General features: G+C 43.0%; 14 protein-coding genes. 9 read left to right on the plus strand and 5 right to left on the minus strand.

All coding sequences use genetic code 11. The features are described 5' to 3' along the window. Positions 1-255: 255 nt before the first annotated feature. The 6 genes from L4D09_RS27000 to L4D09_RS27025 all read left to right on the plus strand — a co-directional run bounded on the left by L4D09_RS27000 (position 256) and on the right by L4D09_RS27025 (position 10,294). Positions 256-1,572, plus strand: coding sequence for a carbohydrate porin (locus L4D09_RS27000; RefSeq protein WP_428460631.1), 1,317 nt, complete (start codon positions 256-258; stop codon positions 1,570-1,572). 137 nt (positions 1,573-1,709) lie between these two features. Beyond that, positions 1,710-2,591, plus strand: coding sequence for a MalM family protein (locus L4D09_RS27005; protein WP_428460632.1), 882 nt, complete (start codon positions 1,710-1,712; stop codon positions 2,589-2,591). A 131-nt stretch (positions 2,592-2,722) separates the two neighbouring features. Continuing rightward, the gene (locus tag L4D09_RS27010; protein ID WP_428460633.1) at positions 2,723-4,543 is read left to right on the plus strand and encodes an alpha-amylase family protein; all 1,821 of its coding nucleotides are present in this window, start codon (positions 2,723-2,725) and stop codon (positions 4,541-4,543) included. A gap of 233 nt (positions 4,544-4,776) precedes the next feature. Continuing rightward, entirely contained in the window at positions 4,777-5,964 is a 1,188-nt protein-coding gene (locus L4D09_RS27015) for a potassium/proton antiporter (protein WP_428460634.1), read from the plus strand. Positions 5,965-6,177: 213 nt separating this feature from the next. Further along, positions 6,178-7,359 (plus strand): maltose/maltodextrin ABC transporter substrate-binding protein MalE, encoded by a 1,182-nt coding sequence (gene malE, locus L4D09_RS27020; RefSeq protein ID WP_428460644.1) that lies wholly within the window; start codon positions 6,178-6,180, stop codon positions 7,357-7,359. A 127-nt stretch (positions 7,360-7,486) separates the two neighbouring features. Continuing rightward, positions 7,487-10,294 carry an amylo-alpha-1,6-glucosidase gene (locus L4D09_RS27025; protein WP_428460635.1) on the plus strand — a complete coding sequence of 936 codons (2,808 nt, stop codon included), beginning with the start codon at positions 7,487-7,489 and terminating at the stop codon, positions 10,292-10,294. A 129-nt stretch (positions 10,295-10,423) separates the two neighbouring features. Here L4D09_RS27025 and L4D09_RS27030 read toward each other — a convergent pair whose 3' ends face one another. The 3 genes from L4D09_RS27030 to malK all read right to left on the minus strand — a co-directional run bounded on the left by L4D09_RS27030 (position 10,424) and on the right by malK (position 12,813). Continuing rightward, complete coding sequence (locus L4D09_RS27030) at positions 10,424-10,606, minus strand: hypothetical protein (protein ID WP_428460636.1); 183 nt, start codon at positions 10,604-10,606, stop codon at positions 10,424-10,426. A gap of 111 nt (positions 10,607-10,717) precedes the next feature. After that, positions 10,718-11,578 (minus strand): alpha/beta hydrolase, encoded by an 861-nt coding sequence (locus L4D09_RS27035; RefSeq protein WP_428460637.1) that lies wholly within the window; start codon positions 11,576-11,578, stop codon positions 10,718-10,720. Positions 11,579-11,703: 125 nt separating this feature from the next. After that, positions 11,704-12,813, minus strand: a complete 1,110-nt coding sequence (gene malK / locus L4D09_RS27040; RefSeq protein ID WP_428460638.1) for a maltose/maltodextrin ABC transporter ATP-binding protein MalK — start codon at positions 12,811-12,813, stop codon at positions 11,704-11,706. Positions 12,814-13,420: 607 nt separating this feature from the next. Between malK and malE (L4D09_RS27045) the strand changes: the two genes are divergently transcribed. From malE (L4D09_RS27045) to malG, 3 genes are all read left to right on the plus strand, one after another. Continuing rightward, positions 13,421-14,602 (plus strand): maltose/maltodextrin ABC transporter substrate-binding protein MalE, encoded by a 1,182-nt coding sequence (gene malE / locus L4D09_RS27045; protein WP_428460639.1) that lies wholly within the window; start codon positions 13,421-13,423, stop codon positions 14,600-14,602. 65 nt (positions 14,603-14,667) lie between these two features. After that, complete coding sequence (malF, locus tag L4D09_RS27050; RefSeq protein WP_428460640.1) at positions 14,668-16,248, plus strand: maltose ABC transporter permease MalF; 1,581 nt, start codon at positions 14,668-14,670, stop codon at positions 16,246-16,248. Between the two features lie 11 nt (positions 16,249-16,259). Further along, positions 16,260-17,150 (plus strand): maltose ABC transporter permease MalG, encoded by an 891-nt coding sequence (malG, locus tag L4D09_RS27055; protein WP_428460641.1) that lies wholly within the window; start codon positions 16,260-16,262, stop codon positions 17,148-17,150. Positions 17,151-17,632: 482 nt separating this feature from the next. Here the strand turns inward: malG and L4D09_RS27060 are convergent, their stop codons facing one another. Together L4D09_RS27060 and L4D09_RS27065 are read right to left on the minus strand one after the other, a co-directional pair. Then, complete coding sequence (locus L4D09_RS27060) at positions 17,633-18,895, minus strand: GGDEF domain-containing protein (protein ID WP_428460642.1); 1,263 nt, start codon at positions 18,893-18,895, stop codon at positions 17,633-17,635. 152 nt (positions 18,896-19,047) lie between these two features. Beyond that, complete coding sequence (locus tag L4D09_RS27065) at positions 19,048-19,602, minus strand: DUF1415 domain-containing protein (RefSeq protein ID WP_428460643.1); 555 nt, start codon at positions 19,600-19,602, stop codon at positions 19,048-19,050. Between the last annotated feature and the right edge of the window lie 23 nt (positions 19,603-19,625).

The raw sequence follows: 19,625 nt of genomic DNA on the forward strand, positions 1-19,625 counted from the left end.
CTATTTCAACAATATTTAATTTAAGTGACAGGCGTCTTGTTTTTTCTGAAGATCTCGTAATTTTATTTCAGTTTTACGCCTATCATCCGTGAGGCGTATCACGAATATAATCTCCCCCCTTATTCCTACGCCCCTCTACTCCTCCCTCCTACTCCTTACTTGGGATGATGTATGAATCTGTATCAAGCCTGAATATGAGTCCCGAAAAGACTGCTAGAGAGCAGTTACAAATAAAATATAAGAAGGGACATATCTATGAAACACAAGTTAGTACCCGTAGCAGCGGCACTACTTACCGCACTAGCCTCGTACAACGTTGCTGCTGAATCTGCCACTGACATCATTACAGATGGTTGGGAAGTACACGGTTACGGTTCGATGAACCTACGCTTCGATGAAAACTTCGCGACATTCGATGGCGATATGGGTAAAGAAGATTACCGCTACGCTAATACTGCAACAAGCGAAAGTACCAACCAAGTTGAATTCGTTATTAAGAAGCACACAGAATTCCAAAATGGCGTTTACAGTGACTTCGTGATCCGCTCTGAATACGGTAATGGCAACACCCATGCATATTCTTCAGAAGGTTCTCAGAAAACTGATACCGATGCGATGTTTGAAATTAAAGAAGCGTATGTTGCTCTAGGTAACCTACCTTATCTACCTGCTAATTCTGAAATCTGGGCTGGTCAACGTTTCTTAAACCGTTCTGCGGGTATTCTAACGGGTGAATTCTGGAAGCAGTCATCTGGTGTGGGTGCTGGTTTTGAAACAAACCTAGAGTCTGGCCATAAAACGGGTGTGGCAATTGTCTCTGTTGACCCTGATGCAGGTAAAGTTGACAAGCTAGATGAGCGCCAGACAGCAACATCGCTAGACTTTTACTACTACGGTGTTCAGGCACTAGGTGGTTCATTTGATTTCGATCTGAAATTAATGCGTGCTTCTCGCACCAACCCTGAAGTTGGTTCAGATGATGCAGATCGCGGCATTGGTGGTTCGATTACTTATAACCGTGACTTCTATGGCTTCGATGGTTGGTCTCAAACGGCAGTCGGTTATGGTACAGGTCTAGCAACTAACCGTGGTGTGAACTTCGGTAGCTGGAGCGGTGGCGGTGCGTTTAGTGAAGACTCTAAATCACTATTTCTTACCTCTTACGGTGTAGCGAACATCGGTGAAAACTGGCAGTTGGGTACAGAAATTACGTACTGGGCACCAGAAAATGTGAATTGGGTTACTGGTGCTGATGGTGCACGTGAAGATGAAGTTGAGCGTCTTATTTTTGCTGCCCGCCCAACTTACAAAGTGAATGATAACCTACGCCTTGAGTTCACGGGTTCTTACGCAATTGAAGACATCGGTGAACCAGCTTGGGGCCGAGCTGATGCGAAGAACACTTTCTACAGCTTGGAAGCGGCAACTGTATTCACAGTTAACGCAGACTACTTCGGTCGTCCACAAATCAAACCATACGTAACTTGGTTCGGTGCTGAAAACGAAGATGCTGCAATTAATGGCGAGAAGAGCCAGTTTGTATTCGGCATTCACTCTGAAATTTGGTTCTAAATCACATTTCTGTTAAGGCAGCCTTTAGGCTGCCTTTTTCACTTCAATATGAGTGTATATCTATGGGTTTTTTGAAGTAAATTAGCTAAAACAAATAGGTATGTACCCATAATAGTTAAAGGGTATTGGAGAAAAAAATGAAAATTATAAAAACTACCATTGCGGCTTTGCTTGCGGCAACATTATTGGGCTGTGCCAATTCCCCATCCACAGAAATAGTTAAAGATGTAACAGTTACAAAACAAGCATGTTGTTCCACTTTCAGTGAATTTGCTTGGATTCCTATGAACGGTGACAGCATAGACTTTGCCATAGATGAATACTCTCAGGTTGGCGACTTTGCTGAAGGAAAGAGCTTTTTTGCAGGCTTTGCATTACCTGAAAACGTAGAAAGAATGCAAGTTAGTTTGAAAAGCTGGATGCGAAGTACAGGTGTGTTTGCACCAAAGGTACTTCTACTGAGCCGTGATTTTCAGATTGTCGATACTATAGAGCTAGACCAATTCACTGTCGCACCTTCAGATATGTTCCGCTTATCAAGCTATCGTGCTCGTTTAACGTTGGATCAAGCGTCGACACCGTATATGGTTGTTTATTCTCCGCTTGAGTATCGAGAAGGTGAAATTCAAATACCTCATCCTGAGCGTATTCGTGCGGAAGAGTTAGGTTTAGCGCGTCCAATGGTGACCGACCCAATTATCCAGCATCAAAAGTTTGGCTCTCTTGAATTGGACTTAAAACCACTAGCACTTCGCTCTTATCGTGCGAATGAAGTGCCAAACGCTGTTAAAGCTGAACCTGTAAAACATGTGTCACCAAAGCCTAAAGCACCAGTGCAAGCTGCTGTAGTGGCAACATCGGTTCAAATGCTGCCAGAAAGCGAAGCTTTTTATAACAGCCAGATAGAAGCCGCAGTTAAGAATAACGATATGCAAAAAGCGTTGTCTCTAATGGAAGAGGCGAAGCGTGCTGGTTCAAGCAGTGCTGAAGCAACGTTTTTGGAACTGATCAAAAAGTAAGGTTTCATTTAAATTTTATTCCCGTCATTTCAGGGTGTTTTGAATCCTCACTTTGCATACATTCGGGAACCACGGGCAGGCGTTCGCTTGCCCGTTCTCTTATCTATTTCATTTAGCCTTGAGTTATTTTCATGACAGATAATAAGTATCCAAACCTCAATGAGAGGCGTGGTCAAAAACCAACCAAAGACGTGGTGTATCAAGTGTTCACCCGATTATTTGGCAATACTAATACCACTAATAAGCCCTGGGGAACCCTAGAAGAAAATGGCATTGGTAAGTTTAATGATTTCACGGACAAAGCATTAAGTGAAATTAAGCGGCTGGGTGTTTCACATATTTGGTATACAGGCGTGCCTCATCATGCCCTCGTTCGTGACTATAGCGAATATGGTATTGGCAATGATCATCCTAGCGTGGTTAAGGGCCGTGCAGGATCGCCATATGCGGTGAAAGATTACTATAACGTAAACCCAGATCTTGCGGTTGATCCCGCCAATCGCCTTGAAGAGTTTCAAGCATTGGTTGAGCGAAGCCACCGTAATGGTTTAAAGGTGATCATTGATATTGTACCGAACCATGTTGCGCGTCGTTACCATGGTTTAACGAACCCTGAAGGGAAGGAGGACTTTGGTGCGTCAGATGACACCACGCTTGCATACCACCGTGATAACAACTTCTACTATATTCCAAATGAAGCGTTCACCGTGCCCGAGCCAAAAGATGACTACCAGCCTCTAGGTGGGGAAGAGCATCCAAGCCTAGCGGTTCCTTTTATCGAAAAGCCTGCTAAGTGGACGGGAAATGGTTCACGCTTGGCTCAGCCAGACTTTGATGACTGGTATGAAACCGTTAAGGTCAACTACGGTATTAGCCCTGATGGCAGCAAAGGTTTTGATGAGCTACCTGAAGGTTATGATAAGAAAGATCATGCTGCCCATTTTGAATTTTGGCAGCAACGGAGTGTACCTGATTCGTGGATCAAGTTTCGCGATATAGCATTGTACTGGCTTGCGATGGGAGTGGATGGTTTCCGTTATGACATGGCCGAGATGGTACCTGTCGAGTTCTGGAGTTATATGAATTCGTCGATTAAACAGGTTAACTCTGATGCTTTCTTAATGGCCGAGGTATACCAGCCAGATCTCTACCGTGATTATATCCACCTTGGGAAAATGGACTATTTATACGATAAAGTGGACTTATACGACACACTGAAACTTGTGATGCAGGGTAAAGGGACGACGGATGCGATCGTAGATGTGCAAGCACAGCTTATGGATATTGAGCACCATATGCTGCATTTTTTAGACAACCATGATGAGCAGCGCGTCGCGAGCCCTGAATTTGCAGGCAATGCCAATAAGGGCAAGCCAGCCATGTTGGTTTCAACGGCATTAAGTACCTCACCGACTATGATCTATTTTGGTCAGGAAGTTGGAGAAGCGGGGGCTGAAGACGCCGGTTTTGGCTTAGCATCTCGTACTACTATATTTGATTACTTTGGTGTACCTAGCCATCAACGCTGGATGAACAATGGTGCGTTTGACGGTGGTCAGCTGACTGAAAACGAGCGTGAGCTACGCGATTTTTATCAGCGACTACTGAGCTTTTCATTAGAAAGCACGGCGTTGATGGGTAAATACCAAGAGCTTCACACATTTAATCGAGAGCATGGTGAAGGCTACAATGATCAACTGTTCACATTTAGTCGATTTGATGAAGAGCAAAAGTTAATTGTGCTGGCAAACTTCGCCGATGAGACGCAAGGTGACGTGACATTGTATGTACCGGCTTCTTTAATTGATAGCTGGCAGCTTGATGATGGCAGCTATCAGCTGCAAGAGCTGCTATACAAACGGCATAATGCCACTTTAACCGTAGAAGCTGGGGTAGGGTGCATAAGCTTAGATATACAACCCTTAGACTGCCTAATACTGTCCTTGAAGTGATGACAAATTGCTTTATATAAGCCGCTTATTTTAGCGGCTTTTTTTTGTTTTATTATTAATAATGGGTTGAATTTGAAAAAATCAGGTCACCACGTCAATAAATTACAATTAGTAACACATTAATGCATGATTTATTCGAGCTTGTTAGTAACGGTTAACCTGCATTCAATATAGTGCATGATACAATTAACGTTACTAGATTGTTATTTATCTGCATTGTAGGGAGAAGTCTATTGAACACAGAGTTAATTATGTTAGGGATGGCTGCATTGATCGCCGTTGGTATCCTACTTCACAAGCCATCAAAGACGCTGGGCTTACCTTCACTGCTTATTTTCATTGGCGTAGGTTTGTTATTTGGTAATGGTGAGTTTAATTTTGTTTATGATGATTTAGCGTTAACGTCATTTATCGGCTCGTTAGCGCTTAATATCATAGTGTTTGTTGGTGGGTTAAACACGTCCAAAGCCAGCATTAAAGTCGCCTATAAAGAAGGCGGGCTGCTTTCTACCGTCGGTGTCTTACTAACCACAGTCATCTTTGGTGGCTTGCTATATTTTATTACCGATTTCAATATTCTAACGTGTATGCTTTTTGCTGCGGTCGTTTCATCGACCGATGCTGCTGCCGTTTTCTCAATTATCGAGTCCAAAAAACTTAAATTAAAAGAAAGTACAGACACAGTCTTGGAGTTTGAGTCTGCTACCAATGACCCCGTCGCATTATTAATGGTCGCTATTTTAACTGAGATGCTAGTTAATACTGGGCAACCCGTTACTGGCATGCAGATAGGCATTGAATTAGTTCAGCAAGTCGTTGTTGGACTGGTTGCAGGATATTTGATTGGATGGTGCTGTGTTTGGCTACTGAATAAAATCAAGCTAGAAGAATACGGTTTGATTCCTGTTTTTATTTTGGCAAGCTTTTTTATCGCTGCTTACGGTAGTGATCTACTTGGTGGAAATATCCTAATTGCATCTTATGTTGCAGGTGTATTTATTGGAAATGAATTGAAGCGTGGTAGAGAAGTCAGTAAACACTTCTTTAATAGCCTCTCATGGCTTGCACAAGCGCTGATGTTTATCATTCTCGGATTACAATTTTTTCCAAAAGAGCTATTTGCAGATGTTGTCTCGGCGATACTACCTGCCATCGCACTAATATTTATTGCTCGACCTGCCGCGGTATTTTTAACTTATTTACCATTTAGGAAGGTATCACTTAAGAAGAAGTGCTTTATTTCGGCTATTGGCCTGAAAGGAGCCACACCGATTGTGTTTGCGCTGATCCCTGCCTCGGCTGGTGTCGCTGGCGCGCAAGAGATGATGCATATGGTGTTTTTCATTGTATTGATATCGGTCATGTTGCAAGGCTGGGCCATTGAACCCTTGTCTAATAAACTAGGGCTCAACGATAAGTAATAATCTCTAGACAATTTATTTTATAAAACGGCTAAGAAATTATTTCTTAGCCGTTTTTTTTGAAATCATGAATATGGCCCAAAACGAATACGAAATGTGTTCAATTTCACAGAGTTGGATCAAAGGAGTAGGGGGCGTAGGGGGAGGGATGATGCTCATCTGCGGTGGGAGGAGGAAAATGCCTGTATTAAATAAAAATGATGGAAAATGACAATGAAACGTGTGATGAAATCGTTCGCTCTGTGCTCGTTAACCGCCGCTCTGGCTTTCCCTATGGCAGCATCTGCAATGCAAGAAGGCGAAATTCTTATTTGGATTAACGGTGATAAAGGTTATGAAGGCCTAGCCGAAGTTGGCCGCCAATTTGAAGAAGATACGGGTGTAAAAGTTAACGTTCAATATCCTGATTCGCTTGAAGCAAAATACCAGCAAGTTGCTGCGACAGGTGGTGGTCCGGACATTATCTTTTGGGCTCATGACCGCTTTGGTGGTTATGCAAAATCTGGTTTGTTAACTGAAATAAATCCTTCTCAAGAATTTAAAGATAAGTTGGTCGATTTTAGTTGGGATGCAGTGACTTATGACGGTAAATTGATCGGCTATCCAGTTGCATTAGAGTCACCATCACTTATTTATAATAAAGACTTATTGCCAGAGCCTCCAGCAACATGGGAAGAGCTATACGCCATTGAAAAAGAAATGGCGGCAAAGGGTAAAAAAGCCATCATGTGGGATGTGAAGAATGCTTACTTTACGTGGCCGATGATCTCTGCCAATGGCGGCTATGCCTTTAAGAAAACTGAAACAGGTTTTGATGGTAAACAAATCGGTATCAACAACCCTGCAGGTGTTGCTGGCCTTAGCTTCTTGGTTGATTTAGCAAACAAGGGCGTGGTGAATGCTGATATGGATTATGCCGTTTCTGAAGCTGAGTTCAATAAGGGCAATGTCGCGATGACCATTAACGGCCCTTGGTCTTGGGCTAACCTTGAAAAGTCGAATCTGAATTACGGCGTTGCTGTTTTCCCGACATTAAATGGTGGCAAGTCGAACCCATTTGTTGGTGTACTAAGCGCAGGTATTAATTCGGCAAGCCCTAATATCGACCTTTCTGTTGAATTCTTAGAAAACTATCTAATCACAGATGAAGGGTTGGCCAAAGTAAATAACGACAAGCCTTTGGGTGCCGTTACGCTGAAATCGTTCCAGCAAGAGTTATCAAAAGATAGCCGTATTGCAGCAACAATGACAAATGCTGAAAATGGCGAAATCATGCCAAATATTCCAGAGATGACAGCCTACTGGTTTGCAGAAGGTGCTGCGATTGAAAACTCATTGCAAGGCCGTCAGACTGTTAAAGAAGCGCTTGATACTGCTGCTTCTCAAATCCGTTAAGTCATGATGTAAGAGCTGAATGTTCTAACGATTAAATGAATGCGTAGTTTCTCGTCACTCGGGGAATTGCGCATTTTTCGTATTAGGCATTAATCCACTAGGTCAATGTTTTTGGGGAATAGTAAAAGTGAACAATATTGAACAAGCGCCATTTGATGAATCGTTATATGTAAAAGGAACATTTAATGGTTGGGGTGATGATACACCAATGGCGTACTTAGGTAATGGTAGTTATCAGGCCGTTATTTGTTTGTCGGCAGATCTTCACAGCTTTAAAATTTCTGATCAGCAGGGCAGTGAAGCATTGTGTTTTTCTGCTGATAAGTTTAAAGCGGTTGATTGCCATCTAGATAAACCTCAAGTACTTATCCCAGCCAAGGGGATAGGTAATGATCTCACGTTCAACGCGCCTGATACTGGTTTATATACTGTAACTATGACGGTATCTGATGATGAACAGATGTTGATAATTGCCTCTGGTGGCGAGAACTTGGACTGTGAGCCAACTCGTACACTTTTCAAGTCGAGTCATGTCATTGAAGCAAATAAGGCTGAGTTGACCGCGAAAGGTGGGAAGGTGCTAGCGCCTAAGGCCTTGTTCGAGCAGCTTGCTATTCGTGTTGAACAAACAGCACCGTATGTCTTTGGTGACAATATTGATGGCTATTTTGATGGTGTGACCCACGGTTATGTAGCTGCGGGTAAATATCGTCATAAGCAAGGTTGGTACCTTGGCACTTGTGCGACGTTCGCTGGTGGTGAGATCAATGATAAAACAGCGGCGACTTATGCAGATATTTTACCTTATGGTGTTACCCATCACTTTGATAATGGCGCTCAAGAAACCTTTATGCTGCTTTCAGGGCAAGCTTCAGGCCAGCGTAGTGCTGCGATTAAGGTGACGTCGCTAGAGCCTACACAGTTATCGATTGCCCCTCAGCTTAATATCGCTATTGACAGGTCGGAAGTGGTTAGCTTCGAACATGGTGTGGTCTATCGTATCGCGCCACAATTACGTCAATCTGGTACACCTTCTTTCATTGCGATTTGTGCTAATCAATCATATCAGTTCACAGAAACAACGTTTGAGGCAACGCCAGCCTTGAAAGACGTTGTTCACTTAAGTGGGCATCATACTAAGCCTCTAATTAGTTCTGTTGGTGCGGTTAAAGAGATGACTGTCTTTTTAACATTCGCAGAAACAGAAAATGAGGCCATTGCTTATGCAAATAGCTTATTAAAACAAGATGGCGTTACCTCACATCTCCAGCAAGTTTACGACATGCTGACGCATTCGTACGTTTGGACGTCTGATCTTGAATATAACCGCGCACTCATGTGGGCAAAAGCTGCGGGCAAGGTGTTTGTTTCCAGTGAATTTGGCAAGGGGATTTGGGCCGGACTACCGTGGTTTAAAGACTGCTGGGGGCGTGATTCCTTTATTGCTGTACCGGGTATTACGTTAGTCAATGGTGATTTTGATGATGCTAAAACCATTATTGATAATTTCGCTTCCATGCAGCTAGATGACCAAGACAGTGTTAATTTTGGTCGTATACCTAACCGTGTGACGAGTTTAACCAATATTATCTATAACACGACCGATGGCACGCCGTGGATGGTACGTGAAATATGGGATTACTTGCGTTACAGCGGCGACAAAGAATACGCAAAAGCAGTGTACCCTGTTGTACAGACCTATATTGCGGGGATTGAAAAAAACTATCTTGATCAATACGGTTTGATGACTCATCGAGACCCTGACACTTGGATGGATGCCAAGCTGGAAGGTAAGCTACCGTGGTCGGCGCGGGGCACGCGTGCAAATGACATTCAGGCTTTATGGTACACAAGTTTAATTGTTGCGGTTGAATTGGCGAAACTCAATGGCGATGAACAAAATACAGAGCACTATCAGAAAATGGCTGACAGGGTTAGTCAAAGCTTTCAATTGCTATTTTGGGATCAGCAACAGTCACGATTAGCGGATCGTTTATATCAAGATGATCAACGTGATCTGCAAGTGCGCTCAAACCAGTTAATGACGCTTACAGTCCCGTTTGATAATGGCTTAGTAGAGAAAAGCGTAGGGGCTAAGGTTGTCAAAAATGCAGTGAGCGAGCTGCTGTTCCCGTGGGGGATCACATCGTTGTCGCAACATGATCCTATTTTCCATCCTTACCACGCTAATCGGGACGAATACCATAAAGATGCGGCTTACCATAATGGTACTATTTGGGGCTGGAATGCTGGGTTTACCGTGTCGAGCCTGATTCAATATGGCTATGCAGATTTCGCTTATGAGTTAACCAAAAATCTTGCAAATCAGATCCTCAATATTGGTCACCGAGGCGCAATGAGTGAAAATCTCGATGCATTCTTGAATGAGCAAGGAGGATTAACGACAACAGGTACTTACGCACAAGCGTGGTCAGTCTCTGAATTTACGCGTAACGGATATCAAGACTATCTTGGCTTTAAGCCTGAGTTATTATCTGGAAAAGTCGTGTTATCACCGTGTTTGCCAACAAGCTGGCAGTACTGTGATGCAGTGTTGAGGTTTGGTCAATCAAATGCCTTGGTTGTAAGCTATCAATTAGCAGAAGGTCATCTTCACTGCTTTGAATTTGATTACCAGCAACCAGCGACAGAACAAGTAGAACTGATCCTAGTTGCTGAAGATAAAGCTAAGTACTGTTTGATGGTGAACTCGGACGAACTGCCGGCGAAGGTCGAGTTTGATCCGATAAGCGCAACAGCGTTTTTAAATGGCGAGCCGGTTCGCTTAGAACTTTCTCAACCTAGCTTTTCTTCTGTGATCGGAGAGCTTGAATTTGCACAACCTGATACAAGTATCGAATTTCCTGTATTACAAAAACAGCACGTACTACAGCGACAAGTTGAACGGGCCAACCTCGCTCAAGCGATAGACTAAATATTATTCACGAACTGTATTTTTGAATCAAAGTGAAAGCGCTGCCATTGGCAGCGCTTTTTTATGGTCGTCGGTCAAGCGGATATATACCTAAGTCACAGGGTATAAGGAGCAGCATGGTTTTTCGGCTTAGTCATTCTCCATGAAGGTACGCCCTTCGATGGAGTAGGGCTCATTGTTATCGTATAAGCTATGGTTTCCTCTAAGCTGGTTTAATTTGGCTTCTAAGGCTTTTGCTTCCTGATAATTCCCATCGTTATAAGCTAAATCGATACGTTGTTCGATATCTTCGATTCTGTCATGGCTGCTCATGGCACGTTCCTCCATTTTGAAACTGACTGCTTCACGGTTTCATTTTTGAGTTTAGGATCTGTAGTGGGCTTGTTCCACTTAGAATCTAAACTGTCCCTTATCTGGTTTGGATCACTTTACGTAAAATTGTTCAATCATTGCTGGGAAGCGTGAAGCCCAGGCGTATTCACTATGAATACCGCCTTTATCAATATGAAATTCACAGTGAAGCTGCTTTGATTTCGCGCTGAGTTGGTTAGCTACGTCGAGAGCAAGAGAATGGTAAAGTGATGGAAAGGCTGGATTACTTGCATCACTTGTTTCATGAGTGCCAATATCCATATAAATATCGATAGGTTGGTTGATTTTTTTGTTATGAATAAACGCCTTCATTGGCTTGGCTGAAAACCAAAAAGCGGGTGAGAAAATACCTGCTTTGGAAAAGGTGTCTTGGTACTGGAGGATTGAGTATAGGCTGATGAATCCCCCCATCGAGCTACCAGCGATGGTGGTATGTTCACGAGCGGGCATACTGCGGTAATGGGCATCAATGTATGGCTTTAATGTATTCACTAGGAAATCACAATACGCTTTTCCTTCTCCTCCTTGCGTTAAGCTCGCTTCATGCCAATCTGATAATTCATCGATTGGTGAAAAAGGCCAAGGTGAGTATTCATCGCGTCGCCCTAGATTTCCCCGTGCTTTACTGCAATCGACGGCAACAACAATGATCCCTTCAGTTTTGCCTTTTTCCTGAAAGTCATCAAGGTGTTCAGCGGCTTGCCAACTAGCGCCGGCAATACAAAGCTCGGGCTCAAAAACATTTTGTCCGTCCTGCATATAGAGCACGGGGTAGGATTTTTCGCTAGTAAAGTAGTCCACCGGTAAGTAGATACGAACAGTACGTTGCCGGTTGAGTTGTGGAATCTGCATGTCTGCAATAGTGACCATTCTGCTTGCATCATAGCTTTTGGTACTTGGGTCAAAGAACATCGCGTCTCCGGGCTTTGTAGGTCAATGAAGAAGGACAAAAAAGGCGCTGTGATGAGAATCGACAGCGCCTTTTACTTTTATTTGTGCTTTTGCTTTTTATATAAAAGCAGAGAAGGAACTATGCGTTATGCCCCAGGTTCTTTGTATAAACGTTGGCAAGCGCGACCATCACTATGGAATAAGTGGCAACGGTGAGCTGGAAGGCCAACTTTAAAGGTATCACCCGCTTCAATGTCTAATGTATCAGGACGGCGGTAGATGAAATCAGCGTCCATGTGATCAAGGTGAATATAAGCTTGGGTTTCGTAACCCAGTTTCTCAACAACTTGTACTGTACCTTCAATACACGCATCGCCGTCTTCACAAGGAACAAGGTGCTCAGGTCGGACACCCAGTGACATTCGGTCGCCTTTGGTCACGGTCGAGCCGTCAACTTGAATCCAGAATGCGTTGCCGTCAGCCATCTGAACCATGACACGCTCAGCTTCAACTTGTTCAATGAACACGCTCATAAAGTTCATTTTTGGCGAGCCAATGAAACCAGCAACAAATCGGTTTTTTGGGTAGTGGTATAGCTCGAGTGGCTTACCAACTTGAGAAACATAACCATCATCAAGCACAACAATTTTTTGCGCCATGGTCATAGCTTCAACCTGGTCGTGCGTAACGTAGATCATGGTTGAACCAAGTTGCTTGTGCAGTTTGGCAATTTCGATACGCATCTGAACACGTAACGCAGCATCAAGGTTAGATAGCGGCTCATCAAGTAGGAAAACATTCGGCTGAGAAACCAACGTTCGGCCAATCGCAACACGCTGACGTTGACCGCCAGATAAAGCTTTTGGCTTGCGCTCAAGAAGGTGGCCTAATTGAAGGATCTCAGCTGCATGGTCAACACGACGTTTGGTTTCATCTTTATCGGCTTTGGCCAACTTCATACCAAACGACATATTGTCGAATAAGTTAAGGTGTGGGTAAAGTGCGTAAGATTGGAATACCATGCCCACACCACGCTCAGAAGGTGGTGTGTCATTCATATGCTTATCGCCGATGTATAAGTCACCAGATGTAATATCTTCAAGACCTGCGATACAACGTAGAAGGGTTGACTTACCACAGCCTGATGGACCAACAAATACTACAAATTCCCCTTCAGCGATGTCGAGATCGACATTTTTGGAAATCAGGTTATCTCCATATGCTTTACATACATTTCGTAAAGTAACACTCGCCATCGAGCCTATTCCTCTAAGTTGTTGTTGCCAGCAAGGCCACATAATATTCGCGCATTACCTTGCTGGTAAAGAATTTTTCAGTGAAGTTGAAGAAAAAACGGGTAGAACGTCTATTCATTAACAGGAATAGACGGCTACCCTGACTAATCCAATTTACTTACTTCCCCAAGAAATAAAATGGTGCTGTCGTCTTTAAAAAAATGGTTTCTGTAAAATACAGTTTCAAACAAGCAGTGAAGCTCTTCAACTACCCCGTTGGGTATGTTTTGTATTTTTGCTCACTATAGGAACAGAAACATCCTCCTTATCAATAAATAAAAAGGGGGATGAGGGGGGGAGGAGTACTTGGATCACACTTTGTTCTTCACACAGCTGAAGGGAGGTTTTATTACAAGTAATATGTGCGATGTATCACAATCGCAAGTCGTTATTAGATCTGCATCACTAATCGAAACGACGGAGATCACGATTTTCACACTTAAGGGGTGGGGGCGTAGAACACAGGATGATGCCATGTGCTTGATACTGATGGATGATACAGCCTGAAAATTGTGTTGCAGAGCGTGCTCTGTGATACAGCCAATAACAATCATGAAGGATGTTAACAATGAAGAAAGTCCTCAGCACAGTCGCATTTTGTACCCTTGCTGCTTTAGGTTCTGTTTCTGCACACGCCGCTATAGAAGAAGGTCAACTTACCATTTGGATTAATGGTGACAAAGGTTACAACGGCTTGGCCGAAGTAGGTAAACAGTTTGAAGAAGATACAGGCGTTAAAGTGACTGTTGCTTTTCCAGACAACCTAGCAGAGCGTTTCCCACAGGTTGCAGCCGCAGGCGATGGCCCTGATATCGTTTTCTGGGCACACGACCGCTTTGGTGGATACGCGAAAGCAGGCCTACTTGCTGACATTAACCCATCTCAAGAAATGAAAGATAAAATCATTGATTTCACATGGGATGCTGTTCAATACGATGGTAAGTACGTAGGTTACCCTGTTGCTGTTGAAGCACTTTCTCTTATTTATAATAAAGATCTAGTGCCTAACCCACCTAAAAACTGGGAAGATATTGAAGCACTAGATAAAGAGCTGCAGAAAGATGGCAAGAAAGCCATCATGTGGAACTTAAAAGAACCGTTCTTCACATGGCCAATTCTAACTGCTGACGGTGGTTACGCATTCAAGTTCACTGCGAACGGCTATGACGTGAACGATGTTGGTGTTAACAATGCTGGTGCAAAATACGGCATGAACTTCATTAAGTCACTTGTTGATAAGAAAGTTATCTCTCCTGATATGGATTACAGCATCGCCGAAGCTGAGTTCAACAAAGGTACAGTTGCAATGACAATTAATGGCCCATGGTCTTGGGGCAACATTGAGAAATCTGGCATCGATTACGGCGTAACACTTCTTCCTAAGCTTAACGGCAACCCTTCTAAGCCTTTCGTTGGCGTATTAACCGCTGGTATTAGTGCAGTTTCGCCTAATAAAGACTTAGCGGTTGAGTTTATTGAAAACTACCTACTGACTAACGAAGGTTTAGCACAAGTCGATGCGGATAAGCCATTAGGTGCGGTAGCACTTAAGTCGTTCCAGCAAACGCTTGATAAAGATACTCGCATTGCTGCAACTATGGATAATGCAATGAACGGCGAAATCATGCCAAACGTTCCGCAAATGACAGCTTTCTGGTATGCGCAAGGTAACGCGATTCAAAATGTTGTTGATGGTCGCCAAGGCGTTGATGATGCGCTAGACGCAGCCGCAGGCCACATTGTTAAGTAACACTTTTTACGGGGAGAGGTAACTCTCCCTACTTTTATTTGTCATTTTGCTAGCAGGGAGCTGAGATGCAGTCAGTTCAAGGTGCAGGACTTTTAGATTCTCAAGAAAGTCCAAAATTAAATTATCGTAAGTGGCTGAAATGGTCACTTCTTGGCATGATCGGTACGGTTAATGGTTATGCTACTGTTTTGATGTACGCACAAGGTGAATTTCCTTTTGCACTTCTTACCGTTGTTCTAACAGCACTTGCTCTTTATATTTTCGGAAGTAAGAAAACATACGCTCATCGCTATATCTATCCGGGTATTGCCGGGATGATTGTTTTCATTATATTCCCACTTATTTATACGGTTGGACTTGCGTTCACCAACTACAGTGCCTCGAATCAGCTCTCTATGGAGCGGGCGCAATCGGTGCTCCAACAACGGTCATTCCTTGCGGGTGAAAGCTATGGTTTTGATCTTTACAAGGTTGATAATGGTCACCAGCTAATCATAAAAGCAAATGGTGATTTGCTAGCCTCCGATGTGTTTGATCTTGCAAACCCGCCTGCTGATGAACAAATGAATTTACGTCAAGTGGATGCTGTTCAGGGCGAGAAAGAAATTATCAGAACCATTGTTCAGAACCGTGCAAACTTAAGCTCAATTGAGCTTGGCATGCCGAACGGTGATGAAATCCGTATGAGTGGCTTACGTAAGTTTGCTGCAGAAGTGCCGTTGTTTAGCCTTCAAGAAGACGGTGAAACGCTGCTGAATAACCAAACTCATCAGTTGTTTAAACCAAATATGGAAATTGGTTTTTATCAACCGGTTGATGACAACGGTCAGTTTACGGATAAGCCTATTTCACCAGGATTTGTTGTTGGTGTTGGCGCTGCGAACTTTGAACGTGTAATGACTGATGACGGTATTAAAGAGCCTTTCTTTGGCATATTTGTCTGGACAGTTGTCTTCGCCTTTTTAGCGGTTGCACTGACATTGGCATTAGGCATGGTATTAGCCTGTATCGTTCAGTGGGAGCCTCTAAAAGGTAGTGGCATCTATCGCGTACTGCTGATACTCCCTTATGCAGTACCATCGTTTATCTCAATTCTGATTTTCAAGGGTTTGTTCAATCAAAGCTTTGGTGAGATAAACATGCTGTTGGAAGCAATGTTTGGTATTAAACCATCATGGTTCTCTGACCCGATAATGGCACGAGTGATGGTTGTAATGGTGAACACCTGGTTAGGTTTCCCTTACATGATGATCCTATGTATGGGTCTGCTAAAGTCGATTCCTGATGACTTGTATGAAGCCTCTGCTATCGATGGTGCAGGGCCAATTCAGAACTTCTTCAACATTACATTACCAATGTTGATCAAGCCGCTGACACCGCTGTTGATTGCCAGCTTTGCTTTTAACTTCAATAACTTTGTAATGATTCAGCTACTAACATCTGGTGGTCCAAATATGGTTGGCACGTCAGAGCCAGCAGGTTATACCGACTTGCTAGTAAGTTATACCTACCGTATTGCCTTTGAAGGTGGTGGTGGTCAAGACTTCGGTCTAGCTGGTGCAATCGCAACAATTATCTTCCTATTGGTCGGTGGTATGGCACTACTTAACCTGAAATTTACTAACACCAAGCTTGAACAGGACTAAGGAGAGACGTCATGCCAATGGTTCAACCTAAGACATTAAAATATCGGGTATGGGCAACACACTTGGGCTTGTGTTTGTTCTTAGCGGCAACAATCTTCCCACTGTTGATGATTATTGCGATCTCTTTTCGTGAAGGTAACTTTGCTGGTGGTGAGCTTATTCCAAGTAACCCAACGCTTGATCACTGGCGACTAGCCCTTGGATTCTCGGTGACAAATAGCGATGGTAGTGTGACACCTCCACCATTCCCTGTGTTGCTGTGGCTGTGGAATACAATAAAAGTCGCGGGTATTACATCTGTCATTATCGTTGCGTTGTCTACCACTAGTGCTTATGCATTTGCGCGTATGCGTTTCAAGGGCAAGAGTACGATTCTGAAAGGAATGATGATTTTCCAGATGTTCCCTGCAGTACTTGCACTTGTTGCTTTGTATGCGTTGTTTGACCGCTTAGGTCAGTACATCCCATTCTTGGGCTTAAACACCCATGGCGGTTTGATCTTCTCTTATCTAGGTGGTATCGCACTGCACGTTTGGACAATCAAAGGTTACTTTGAAACGATTGATGGTTCGCTGGAAGAAGCGGCGGCGCTTGACGGTGCGACACCTTGGCAGGCATTCCGTTTGGTACTTCTGCCATTATCGGTTCCGATTCTTGCGGTTGTCTTTATTCTGTCTTTCATCGGCGTTGTAACTGAGGTACCTGTAGCATCACTGTTATTAACTGATGTGAACAACTACACGCTAGCGGTTGGTATGCAGCAATATCTTTACCCTCAGAACTACCTATGGGGTGACTTTGCGGCAGCAGCGGTATTGTCAGCGATTCCAATCACGACAGTCTTCTTACTTGCACAGAAGTTCCTTGTTGGCGGCTTGACCTCTGGCGGTGTGAAGGGGTGATCACTCAATAATTTTTTGTGGATGATTTCCTTAGTTATTTTAAAGAGTCTAGCTTTTAGCTAGGCTCTTTTTTTATGACACTTGTTGATTATTTTACAGGCTAATATGGTGTAAATGTACAAGTTCACAAACGTCTCTTATTGGTGTAATGGTATTATTTTTATTACTCATCAGGTGCTTATGTATAGAAGAGGGATCTGAATATTGACTGAAAACATAATTAAAATAACTATATTTTTGTTTAGCATGGTGGATTTAGCTGTAATATAATACGTGTAAGGTATTTAAAAATACCTAAATGAATAACAATAAGATGGTTTGTTTTTCACTTAGACAAACCACTCCCAAGTTTGGGTCTTAGCATTGGTTTGGCCGCCGATCTGCTAGGATCAACCCGAGCTTAATTATATTATTGGCGTTGCTGCATAGCTGGGCTTACTATTCTTTATGATGATAAGTTTCTTTAGTAACCGAAACCCGATTTATAATCGGGTTTTTTTATGCCTCGTACTTACCTGATTTCTCCCAGAAGCTTTAGCATTGTAGAGCGCCTTGTCTGCTGCTTTTAAAACAAGTTGAGGCTTTGGATCAAGATAGCTGTCTGCGACACCGATACTGACTGTAATTCGGACCTGCTTTTTATCGATGCTTGTTTGTCTGTTTTCTATACCAGCGACATCATCTTTTGGCCTTTCAGAGTGAAGTCTAAGGGTTAGTGGATAACTTGCTATTTCTTGGCGTAAGCTCTCAAGCGCATCAAGGCATTCAGATACCTCTTTCCCCTTGAATAAAATCGTAAACTCTTCACCGCCATAACGAAAAACTTTTGCGCCACTATGTTGATTAGACAAAATACTTGCTACGAGTTGAAGTACATTATCGCCAGTTTGATGCCCATAAGTGTCATTAAACTGTTTGAAATGATCGATGTCGAGCATAGCAATGGTGTATGTGCGACCTAGGTGTTTAAGCTCTGTTTCAAGCGCTCTACGCCCAGCAATCGAAGTAAGCTGATCGATATAAGCGAGTTCATGGCTGCATGTGATGAGGTTCAGTAGAAGTAGGATAGAAGCGATTGAAAATGCAGTACTTGAAATCAAGGGATATTGGAAAAAAATAAAGGTGATGCCAGTAAAAAGTGTACAGATGAATAGAGCTTGATCATCACTGTGATTGCGTTTTAGGACTGCCGATGCTTGTACGGCACAAGCTAAGACTGATATCGAGATTATGACTATGGGTAATGGCGAGAAGGGCTGCGTGTTAAATAAGTAGCTGTCCCATAACGCTGAAAGGTTAACATCTTTAAAGTGCTGGACAACAAGCCCCCCCCAAGCTAATTGGCTAACAATGAAGCCGATATAAGTAATGTTAGAGCGAGAAAAAATTCGCCTGTTCTGCGTGAGGTGAAGGTTTAGGATGTTTAAAGGTAGTAAAAACGCAAGCAGTGTATAGGTCAGCATTGTTTGATTAACAGCAAGCGGTGATTGCAGCTCACTCTGGATGATGTAATAAGCAATGAGCATCAATAAAGCAGCCATCGAGGTTCTGCCTTGATTAAACAGTTGGCCTAAAATGACGGCTATAGGGAGTAGTGTATAGGGAAGTAATTGCAACAGCTCTTCGTAAGAGACAAGCGCGTGTTGTAACGGCTGTAGGCATAGCAAAGCAGCAAAAGCCAGCAGGCTTGGTAAGGCAAACCTAACAAAGGCATGTCTAAAAATTGAAAAGGGTACTAGCTGCATTTTTTGATTACTTTACCAGTATAAAAGTCATTAGTTGGTGATTAATTAACAGCGGCTACCTGTAAAAGGTAAATTATAGCGTAGCTTACCGAGATACGACGCTGGTAGCTGCTGATTTTAATTATGCTAACTTTTATCGACAAAGCTATAAATTACTTTAGGAATGGAAAAAGCTTTTTAACTTCCTCGTCACTAAGATTTTCAACACATTCGATATTGCGTTCTGGAATCCCTTCAGGATCAGGGTAGTGCTTTAGTACCTTTTCCATGCTGTCTTCACGGATTAAATGAAAGATTGGGTAAGGGGAGCGATTAGTCAGGTTTTCCGCATCTTCGGGATGTGTGCCTGCAAAACAGTAGTTTGGATGAAAAGTGGCAACTTGATATTTGCCTTCGTATCCACATTGGAAGACCAGCGCGTCAACTAAATCAAGGAATTGGTTGTAGTCATCGAAGTCACTGAACAGCTGTGTTGCAACCACTAATGTTGTTTCTAGATCGGTAGCGGCTGTCTCATCGAGCTTCTTAAGCTGTTGAAAGATATCTTCTAATAGTGCCTCTTCGGAGGTACTGGTATGAAGATGGATTTTAATTTGGTTATTACGGTTTGGTTTTGCGGCAAAAGGGCATAGATTAAGCCCAATAACGACGTTTTCGAGCCACTGCTGTACTTCTTGAGCAATAGTGTCTTTGTTAACTTCTGACATAGCTGACTAATCTTTCTAATTGG

It is taken from the genome of Photobacterium makurazakiensis, assembly GCF_050336715.1.
GTDB classification, from domain to species: Bacteria; Pseudomonadota; Gammaproteobacteria; order Enterobacterales; family Vibrionaceae; genus Photobacterium; species Photobacterium makurazakiensis.